Annotated in this window: 8 protein-coding genes and 1 pseudogene; all 9 read left to right on the forward strand. The window is 40.5% G+C overall.

Features of this window, described 5'->3' with window-relative positions:
- On the forward strand, nt 1-1,517 hold a 1,517-nt coding region (locus G575_RS12675; protein WP_425423305.1), incomplete at its 5' end, for an SA1320 family protein.
- A gap of 138 nt (nt 1,518-1,655) precedes the next feature.
- Complete coding sequence (locus tag G575_RS0110275) at nt 1,656-1,898, forward strand: type VII secretion protein (protein WP_027972639.1); 243 nt, start codon at nt 1,656-1,658, stop codon at nt 1,896-1,898.
- Nucleotides 1,899-1,914: 16 nt separating this feature from the next.
- Nucleotides 1,915-3,084, forward strand: coding sequence for a type VII secretion protein EssB (essB, locus tag G575_RS0110280; protein WP_037623043.1), 1,170 nt, complete (start codon nt 1,915-1,917; stop codon nt 3,082-3,084).
- Between the two features lie 12 nt (nt 3,085-3,096).
- Nucleotides 3,097-7,473, forward strand: coding sequence for a type VII secretion protein EssC (essC, locus tag G575_RS0110285; protein ID WP_027972641.1), 4,377 nt, complete (start codon nt 3,097-3,099; stop codon nt 7,471-7,473).
- Between the two features lie 13 nt (nt 7,474-7,486).
- Nucleotides 7,487-7,885 carry a hypothetical protein gene (locus tag G575_RS0110290; protein ID WP_027972642.1) on the forward strand — a complete coding sequence of 133 codons (399 nt, stop codon included), beginning with the start codon at nt 7,487-7,489 and terminating at the stop codon, nt 7,883-7,885.
- A 3-nt stretch (nt 7,886-7,888) separates the two neighbouring features.
- Nucleotides 7,889-8,188: a WXG100 family type VII secretion target gene (locus tag G575_RS0110295; protein WP_027972643.1), complete on the forward strand. Its 300-nt coding sequence runs from the start codon at nt 7,889-7,891 to the stop codon at nt 8,186-8,188.
- 1 nt (nt 8,189) lies between these two features.
- Entirely contained in the window at nt 8,190-8,876 is a 687-nt protein-coding gene (locus G575_RS0110300) for a DUF5081 family protein (protein WP_027972644.1), read from the forward strand.
- Nucleotides 8,876-9,229, forward strand: coding sequence for a hypothetical protein (locus tag G575_RS11540; RefSeq protein WP_051177063.1), 354 nt, complete (start codon nt 8,876-8,878; stop codon nt 9,227-9,229). The genes G575_RS0110300 and G575_RS11540 overlap by 1 nt, the downstream gene beginning before the upstream one ends.
- Nucleotides 9,226-10,016: pseudogene (locus G575_RS0110310) on the forward strand (type IV secretion protein Rhs); the annotation flags it as partial. The gene G575_RS11540 and the pseudogene G575_RS0110310, both read left to right, overlap by 4 nt.

Below are 10,016 nucleotides of genomic sequence, written 5' to 3' on the forward strand. Positions count from 1 at the left end.
CCATAGGAGCCAAGGACATCAAGCTGGATCCTGATAGCTTGAGGAACTTATCCAGCAACCTTCAAATGCTTTCTCTGGTCGAGATTGCTTCTCTTATCAAGCTCTGTCAACTCTGCCAAGAGAAAAACAACAAAATCAAAGAAGACTTTGAAACCCGTAAGCAAAAGGTAGAAGAAAGCATCGTCCAGCGCTTCAAAGAGACACGGTTGACCGAAGTCTTCTACCAGCTTCATGACTCAGTGGGGCAATTACTGGCAAAAAAGCAGATTTTCCAAACCTTGATGACGCCTGGGCAAGTGGTCGATACCATCTCCGATCCTGCCTATTTCTCAACAGGAGCCCCTCTCATTCTGGAAAACTATAACATCCAGCTCAGAAGACTAGGACAATATAGTAGCACCCTCTATCAACATGCGACAGAAGAAAAGACCAGTGGCTTTCAGAATGGTGTCCCTATCAACCCAACCCCAACAGCCCTAAAATCATCCATGGTCTTAGAAGAAAGTGCCAAGCACCTCAAAGAAAGAAGCGAGACCATCTTTGAAGGAAAAGGCCTTCGTGAAGGCAAGAAAGACGGCATAAGCCTTGCTTTAGATGAAGTGCTAAGCGTCGAGCAGAAAAACTTGCTAGAGCTCCAAAAAGCGCTGAGCAGTGTGTCTCAGCTCACCCTTAGCCTAGCCAATCATTTCCAAACCATGGACGACTGGCTCCATGATCAGCTCTCAAATGGTGGCAATCTAGAGGGAATGATGGTCGCCAACGTTCCCCCTAGCTATAAGGCCTATTTGGAAGCCTCACATATTTTTGATGATGTTAAAGACGTGCTCCAAGCCTTTGATCATCAAGTCGAAGAAAACAGCAAGCGCTACGGCAAAGAAGTGGCTGAAACCTTTACCCAAGCCTTTAGCAGCCTTCAAAGCGCACTGGACAGATGGTCTTCAGAACTGAGCAGTTTTAATCAAACCATTTCGTCAGTCCAAACAACCTTTACAACAAGCATTTACGTTGATAAGACCAGTTTTGTCGATAAAAAACCAGTAGTCACTAGAAGCTACTGGGGACAACTCTGGAGGCTTTACCCCTCAACCACCTATTCAACCGTTAATACTGCCAAAAACACCCTCACACCCCTCGCCGATAAGGTCATCTCAGCACTTGAAGTGACAAGAACAGCTTCACATGACATGCAAAACCTCAAACCACAGCTGAAAAAGATTATCGAAGAAGGGGTTTACAAGGCATTTGATTTAGATGAAATCGTGGCCAGCCAAAAAATCATTCAGAGCATCACAGACCGCATCCTACGAGAACTGACCTATGTCATCATGACCATTTCGAGCCAAATGCAGGGAGAAGCTGTCACGACCCTGACACAGCAACTAGAGAAAGTCAAAAGCTTGACCAGCTACTTCAACAACCTTGTCGGAGATTGCTTTGGAGACCAAAGCAAGGCCCAAGGAGTAGCAAGCACAGGAAGCGTAAGCCTTGAAGCTAGAACATTCTCGTTGAATAAGTAAAGCCGAAATAAACGAATTAATAAAGGGAAGAAAATGACGGTTTTCTTCCCTTTTATTTTCCCAAAAGAAGCCTTTATTCCTTAAGAATTATGATAAAATATTAATGATACCAAAATAGCAAGAGAGGAATACCTTTGTATGGAAGATTACATTAACATTAGTCTGGATTGTTCTCCTTATTTAGGGGAGGAATTGGACCTTAGAGTACCGACTAGTATGACTTTGAGAGAGCTTTTGATTATCGTATCAGACTCCTATGGATTAAGTCTTGACATTGAAAACCCTAGCGCTCGAAACAAACAAACAGGTGCTATCATTACAAGCACTAGCCGATTAGTTCATTTAAAAGATGGTGCATTATTAGCCTTAGAAAATATTTAGAAAAAGGAGACAAACAATGGAAAATCTTAAACGACAATTGCTACATGAGGACATCAAGGGAAATCGCGAGGTGGCTTTTGCTTTGCTGACGGCTGAACACCCATATTTTGTTGCACAAACGATTCAGGAAGAGGGAGAAAATCTTATCCTTGAAAGCATCCTCTCAAGTGATTCCTATGATTGGTCTGTGCTTGAGTCACTATACACAGAAGAGAAGCTACGCCACTTACTCAATGTTAGTGCTATTTTTGATACGCTTAAAGATACAAAATACAGTTATCATTTGTCTCCTGATACTATTATTTTCAATAGAAATGCGGAGCCTCTTTTGTTAGTCAGAGGAGTAAAGGGGCAAGTGCCTCCGTATGAATCAGTGACAGACGACGATTTTTTAATCGCCTTAAAGGCGATGATTATCTCCTTGTTGGATAAAAGGACAAGTTATGAGGGGCTTATGGAAGGGAAGTTACCTTTCTATAAAGGGAATCTTTTTTGCGAGTCCATTGCTAAGGCAGAGAACTTGGCAGACGTTCAAGCTTTACTAAGTGATAAATACATTGAAGAGAAGCGCCTTAATCAGGAAAATTTTTCTCGTGTTGGAAACAAGGTGGTCTCTCGCTTAAAACTAACGACCATTGTAAGCTCTATAACAGCTTTCATCTCATTACTTGGAGTGCTGTACTTTCTACTATTTGCAATACCTGGCCAGGAAACAATTTCAGAACTACGATTAGCTTTTGTCCAACAAGATTATTCGAGAGTAGTGAGTACCGTAAAAAATAGTGATGCAAAATCACTGAGTATCGACGATAAATACATTGTTGCTTATTCTGTTATTATGACAGAACCTCTGACCGAAGAGCAAAAAACTGAACTGAGTAAATTATCAACACAATCAAATGAAGATTACTTGCGTTACTGGGTGTTAATTGGTCAAGCAAAAGTTGATGAAGCTATGGACATCGCCAGCTACTTGGATGATCCTCAATTGATGATGTATGGCTTGACAAAGAAAATCGACGAAGTTCAACGTGATCCAGATTTAACTGCAGAAAGTCGAACAGAACAGTTAAACAACTATAAAGGTAAATTAGAAGAGTTGAAAAAAACTTATCTTGTTCCTGAACAAACTGAAATGGAACAAGAAACAACTACGACAACTACGAGTACAACAACTAGCAATTAGAGAGGATGCGACATGAACTATCTCATCTACCAAAAAAACGCTTATCCCCTATATTCAGATACAGGCTATCAGCTTGGTTCATCCAATGCCTCGGATATTGTCCTGCCACTAGAAGATGACCAAATCCTCACAGTGACAAATGATGGCATTCATCTACTTGGCAAAACTTACGGTACGGGCTGTCATCACGTAGACTTATCAGAACAAGTCAATGTCACTTTGTTAATTTTTGAGGAGACTCACTACTATTTATTACCAGAAAATATTCTCTATCTGTCAGGAGATACTGATGCCAATATACAACTCAAAGGCTACTCTGAGGACATGTTCATTTCTTTTGAAACAAATCAACCTTCATTCTTTAGCTCAGTACCTTATTTTCTTAATGGGAAAGAAACATACGGAAATCAACTTATTCAAGACAATGATATGATTGTGCTTGCGAATGGTCTTAGCTTGAGTCTTCAAAAACACGTCATTGCCATTCAGTCATTATTTGATATTGACACAAAGTTATTGGCTTTCACAGAAACCGTTCCAGAAGATCGAGCAAGAGAATTCCATCGTTCGCCAAGGATTATCTTGAGGGAGCCAGAAGGTAAGATTACAATTGCATCAGCACCAACTGATGACGAAGGAAAAAGACAATCTTTGGTGAAGTTATTATTGACACCTTTAGCCATGATCATTTTTACAGGTCTAACTTATCTCTTCTCCCGTGGTGGTGGCATGGTCATCATGATGATGGGAATGTCCTTGATTACTATAGGAACATCCGTTCATTCGTACTTTTCAGATAAGAAAAATCATAAGGAAACACAAGCTCAAAAAATAAAAGACTATATGTCCTATTTGGACACGAAGTATGCAGAACTAGCTAACTATCGTGAGGAACAAGAAGAAGCTCTTCTTTATCATTATCCAGATACACCTCAGATTTTACAGATGGCTGAGCGAATAGACCGTCGAATTTATGAAAAGACGCCCTATCATTTTGATTTTCTTTTTTATCGTCTCGGTCTTGGGGAAGTACCTGCTAGTTTCCAAGTGGAATATTTAGACTCTGAGTTAACCAAGTATAATGCAGACGCCCATCAAAAGGTTCAAGAATTATTATCCTATTACAGAGTAATCAATCAACTTCCGATTATGAATGGTATAAGTAGTCCTATTGGCTATATTGGAACTCGCCGAGTCGTCATCGAACAAGTACAACAACTAATGATGCAGATTGCTACTTTCCAAAGCTACCACGACGTGCAGTTTATTCCGATTTTTAGAGAGGAAGAATTACCGCTTTGGAACTGGAGTCGTTGGTTACCACATACTAAGGTTAAAGCGCTCAACAGTCGTGGCTTTGTTTATAGCCAACGAACACGAGATCAGCTTTTAACGTCACTATATCAGATTATTAAAGAACGAAAATTGGATAGTGATCAAGATAAGAGTTCTGAAAAGCAATATGCACCACGTTATGTGCTTCTTATTACAGACTTGAGTCTCATGCTAGATCATAATATCATGGAGTATATCAATGAAGACCTATCACACCTTGGTATTCATTATATCTTTGTGGAAGAAGTTATTGAGAGCCTTCCAGAACACGTGAAAACAGTAGTCGATTACAGAGGTGACAAGAAAGGAACACTCCTCTTACAAGATGATGTGTATGTTAATAAAGCTTTCGCTCCTCTCCCACCAATCGCCCTAAAGGAAAAAGAAAACTTTGCTCGCCAAATGGCTGGTATTAATCATGTTCAAACGCTGAGAAATTCAATCCCAAATAGTGTTACTTTCCTCGAAATGTATGGCGTCACGCGCGTTGAAGAGTTGAATCTCTTGAATCGCTGGGAAGAAAATGAAACCTATCAAACCATGGCAGTCCCTCTTGGTGTGCGTGGTCGTGATGATATCCTTTACCTAAACCTTCACGAAAAAGCTCATGGACCTCACGGCTTGATTGCAGGAACCACAGGTTCAGGGAAATCAGAACTCGTTCAGTCTTATATCTTATCGCTAGCAGTTAACTATCATCCTTATGAAGTTGCTTTTCTATTAATCGACTACAAAGGTGGGGGTATGGCTAATCTCTTTGCAGATTTACCACACGTCGTTGGTACCATAACCAATCTAGATGGTAATCAGGCTAACCGTGCTTTAGTATCTATTAAAGCAGAACTCAAGAAGCGGCAAAGAATCTTCCTTGAAAATGATGTCAATCACATCAATCAATACACCAAACTCTATAAAGAAGGCAAAGTGAGTGAACCTTTACCACACCTTCTCATCATTAGTGATGAATTTGCGGAATTAAAAGCCAATCAGCCAGAATTTATGGATGAGCTTGTTTCAACTGCTCGCATAGGACGTTCTCTTGGTGTGAAACTAATCCTTGCGACTCAAAAACCAAGTGGCGTCGTCAATGATCAAATTTGGTCTAACTCTAAATTCAAAATTGCTCTTAAAGTACAAGATGTTGCCGACTCTAGAGAGGTTATCAAAACACCTGATGCTGCTGAAATTACACAGACAGGTCGTGCCTATCTTCAAGTTGGAAATAATGAAATTTATGAACTTTTCCAAAGTGCTTGGTCTGGAGCAGACTATGATCCAGATGGTCGTAATCATATTCAGCGCGACACGACTGTTTATGAAATCACATCAAGCGGCCAATATAATGCCATCAATAAAGATTTGAGTGGTCTAGATAAGAAAAAAGAAACTAAGTCTGTGCCTACAGAATTGGATGCCATTGTTGAATTGGCGCACCATCTTTTCCAAGGGCTTCACATCCCTAAAGTAGCTAGTCCGTGGCTACCTCCATTGGAAGAAAAAGTCTATGCTAAAGATATACAATCTGTTGACTTTAGAGATTATTGGGGACAGTCTGAAAAGTTACAGCCCATCTTAGTTGGTTATCAAGACATTCCAGAAAGGCAAGAGCAGTCACCGCTATACTTTGATATGGAACATCGTGGGCATATTCTCTTAGTGTCAAGTCCAGGCTTTGGGAAGTCGACTTTCCTACAAAACTTTGCTATGGATGTGATGCGTAAACAGACACCAGCACAGGCACATTTCTACCTCTATGATTTCGGGACAAGCGGTTTGATTTCCTTATCTGACTTCCCACATGTAGCTGACTACTTTGCCTTAGATGAAACCGAAAAGATAATGAAGTCTCTTCGCTTCTTGAACAAAGAAGTCAAAGGACGGAAACGTGCCTTGTCTAAAGCAAAAGCTACGAATTTATCACAGTATAATCAGCTTTCAGATGAAAGCTTCCCAACCATTTTCATTGAGATTGATGGTTTTGACAGTGTGATGGATGCTCCATTTGCGGATGCTTTCTATGATATCTTAAACGTCATTGCGCGTGATGGGGCATCACTTGGTATTTATCTAGTTGTAACCTTATCACGTCTAAATGCTATGCGTCTACAATTACAGTCTAACTTCAAAACAAAACTCTCTCTTTTCCTATTTGATAATAGTGATTTATCAGGTGTCGTGGGTCGTTCTAATATTCCACTTGACGAAATCAAGGGGCGTGCCATTACAAAACTTGACGAAATTGTTCAATTCCAGATGACACTTCCATATAGCAGCGAGCACTATACAGATTATATTTCCGAAGTTAAACAAGAAGTTGAAGCTATGCGACAAGCTTATACAGGAGCTTTACCATCTCGTATTCCAATGTTACCAGAAAAAGTCACTCCAAAAGTCCTTGAAACTGTACTTGATACAAGCAAGGATTTGATTATCGGACTCGAAAGAGAAGCAGTTCTCCCAGCAACGTTTAGTCTGCGTCAGCCAATCTTAATGGCTTCAGACAGCCCTGCTTTTGTCAACCAATATTACAAACTCCTGGATTTCCACTTGAACAGACTACAAGGTGAGTACAATACCGTCATCTTAGACTCTAGCCAGCGCATCGCTAATACCTTCTTTGAGGGAATCCAACGCTTTAGCACTTCTTTAGAAGTAGAAAATGTAATGACCGCCATTATTGAGGACTTTAAAAAACGTGTGGCTACACCAAACCCAGATTATCCAAAATGGTTAGTCTTGATTCCAGATCTCGCAGCAACCGCTATGGCGGCTGGTATTAGCGAGGCTGATTTTAGACAACTTTTAGATGAAGGAAGTCAACATGGTGTTACTTTGTTGTTAATGGGAACCTATCAAGATTTGATTTCAAATACTTATGATAGTTACGTCAAATTGGCAAATCAAATGGTAGAGCAGGTCTTCCTTGGCATGCGGATTAGCGACCAAAACCATACACGCTACCCTTATATTAATAACGAACCATCACTTAGACCAAATCAGGGTTATATCTTACACCCTGAAGGCTATGATTTTATTCAGTTATTAGAAGTATAGAGAGGAAATCACGATGTCGTTTTTGAATGTATATTTTGGGACACCGACAGAACAAAAGAGGGATCAATACAAGGCTTTATACAATGAACTAAATACCTGCTTAACAAATTTTAATTTAAAATTAAAAAAAGTAGAAGAAAAAGTGGACAACTACTCAGGAAGTCGTCCGACTATGAGTGAATCCTTTATTCCCGAGGATGTTTTTGCTGTGAGTGAAGCCAGCGTAAAAAGGAAAGTGGAAGAAATATCTGGACATCAGTCCTTAGATTCTGGAAAGCTGTCCCAAGCTGTAGATGCTGCCTATCAGCGGTATTTATACTACGCTCAACTTGCGGAGCAAGAACGTCTCGCAAGAGAGGCCGAGGAACGTCGCCGAAGAAGCGAAGCTGAAAAACAAAATAGGAGGAGATAAGCGATGGCTGATTTAAAGATAAAGTATGCGGACCTTGAAAAAGCTATTCAACTCTCAAATGATATCCATTCAGAGCTTAAGACATCCTATCAGACAGCCTCTGATTTAAAGAAATACCTGGCTTCTGCAAAGTGGCAAGGGATGACTAAGGATGCCTTTGAGGCCTATTTAGCATTAATGACGCAATATCATAAAGACTTAATCGCTATTATGGCAGATCATGCCAAAGCGGTTAAAGGTTTAAAACAGTCTATTGATGACTATAATAACTCTTCAGAAGTGCGTTCGATAACGGGGTTATAAGATGAAAAGAACAGATTATTTTTCGATTTATGAATTGTATTTTCTATTGGATGCATTTCAAGGGGAAATCCTACTAGGACTTCCATCTCGAGAAGAGTTGACTATTTCTTCTGAAAAGATCTGGGAAACAGCCAAGGAAGCCCTAGTAACGAAAGGGTTATTGGATGGGGATGGTCAGTTGACTCAGTCAGGATTCGTCATAACAGAAGTTCTTCGTGAATATTGTCTGGGAGAGTCACTAACAGTTATCAACAATAGTTATATTATGCGTTCGTCCTTGTCAACTTCCTCTATTATGATCGTGGACGGTATAGAGGGCTACCAAGTGTTAAAACTTAGTCCCTTGAGTTTGTTAGCATTCCTTCAGGAAAAAAGCATGATTTTATTACGGGAAGCTCCTATAGGAGAAACCTCTTTCTTGAAAAAAGCACTTCCACTGACTGAGGAGATGGAAAAAATGCTTAGCTCAGATAAGACCATGGTCATCCAATATTTTCCAGTCAAGCAGATGACAGCAAGCAGACATAGCAAAGACTTGATGAAGCAGCTCTTTGTTGTAGAAAGTGGTGATAACCTACTAGTTTATCATGTACAGGAAAAACAAGCCTTTCACTATAGCCAGTATTACTTTCTTGAACAGCTTTTTAGCTGGCTAGGGATTCCATTTAGAAAGGAGGATTTTACCTAATGGCTAAAGAAATTATGATGAATGTGGATGAGATGCAAGAAATCATGCGTCTTATGACAAGCCTGGAAGTATCTTTTCATACAGTGTTAGCTCCTAAACTGCAAACATTATCCACCACCAACTACTATGAAGGTGGAGAGGCTTCTAAGACGCTCAAACACTATACTGAAATGTTAAACAAGGTTAATGAAATTGGTGACTTGTATGCTCGTGCCAATAGCGAAGTGTATCAATTAGTCGAACAATGGTTAGAACAAGATAAGATGCTGGCACAGAGTTTCTATGATAGTTTGGATCCAAATGGTCAGTTGGTACAAAATATCGCCATCTTGTCAGGGGGTGGACCAGCATGACAAAAAATGTCGAACTAAATTCTGTTAAATGGTCCCAGATGAAAGGTGCCTTATCCAATTTGACTAGCGGTGGCACCTACTCTCCTACGGGCTATATGGGCTATAGTAATGCTTACATTGACGGTGGTTTCAAGAAGGATATTGATCAGCTGATTGGCATTTCTGAAAAAGCAAAAAAGGTGATTAATCAAAAGGACACCGATGGTGTAGTGCCTTATAGCTACCATGACGATCGTACAACAGCTCAGACCCTCCAAGGGAAACTCGAGAAGCTAGAATCCTATTCTAATCATGTTTCCAGCTACCTAACAGAGAAAATTGATCGTCCTTTTTACGAGGCCATGGATAAAGTCGGAGCTAAGTTAGAAGCCCTTTCTATTAGGAATTATACAACCAAAAACACCGTAGGCTTTAAACGCACAGATACCCTCGTCGATGAGTATGGAAACTCAACCACCTACGAAGTCTCCCCTCATACCATTGGCATCGCAGACTTATATCAAGTGGAGAGTCCTTACAAAGCGACTCTTCAGAAAAGCTACCAAGCGTTTAAGAAGAGTGATGCCTATAAAGAGCACAAACTCAGTCAAGATGAGTACCTGATGGCCATGCACCATACCAGAGCCTTCTCCTACCATTCTCTAGATGACGATCGAGAAAATACTGAAATGTGGCGGGACTTGGCACTTGGAGCAGGTGTGGTTATCCTCACCATCTTCTGCCCTCCCGCAGGTCTGACAGCAGGAGTTGTCCTGGCAAGTGCCGATATGTACTCCGCTGCCACGGG

The sequence above is a fragment of the Streptococcus plurextorum DSM 22810 genome (assembly GCF_000423745.1).
GTDB classification, from domain to species: Bacteria; Bacillota; Bacilli; order Lactobacillales; family Streptococcaceae; genus Streptococcus; species Streptococcus plurextorum.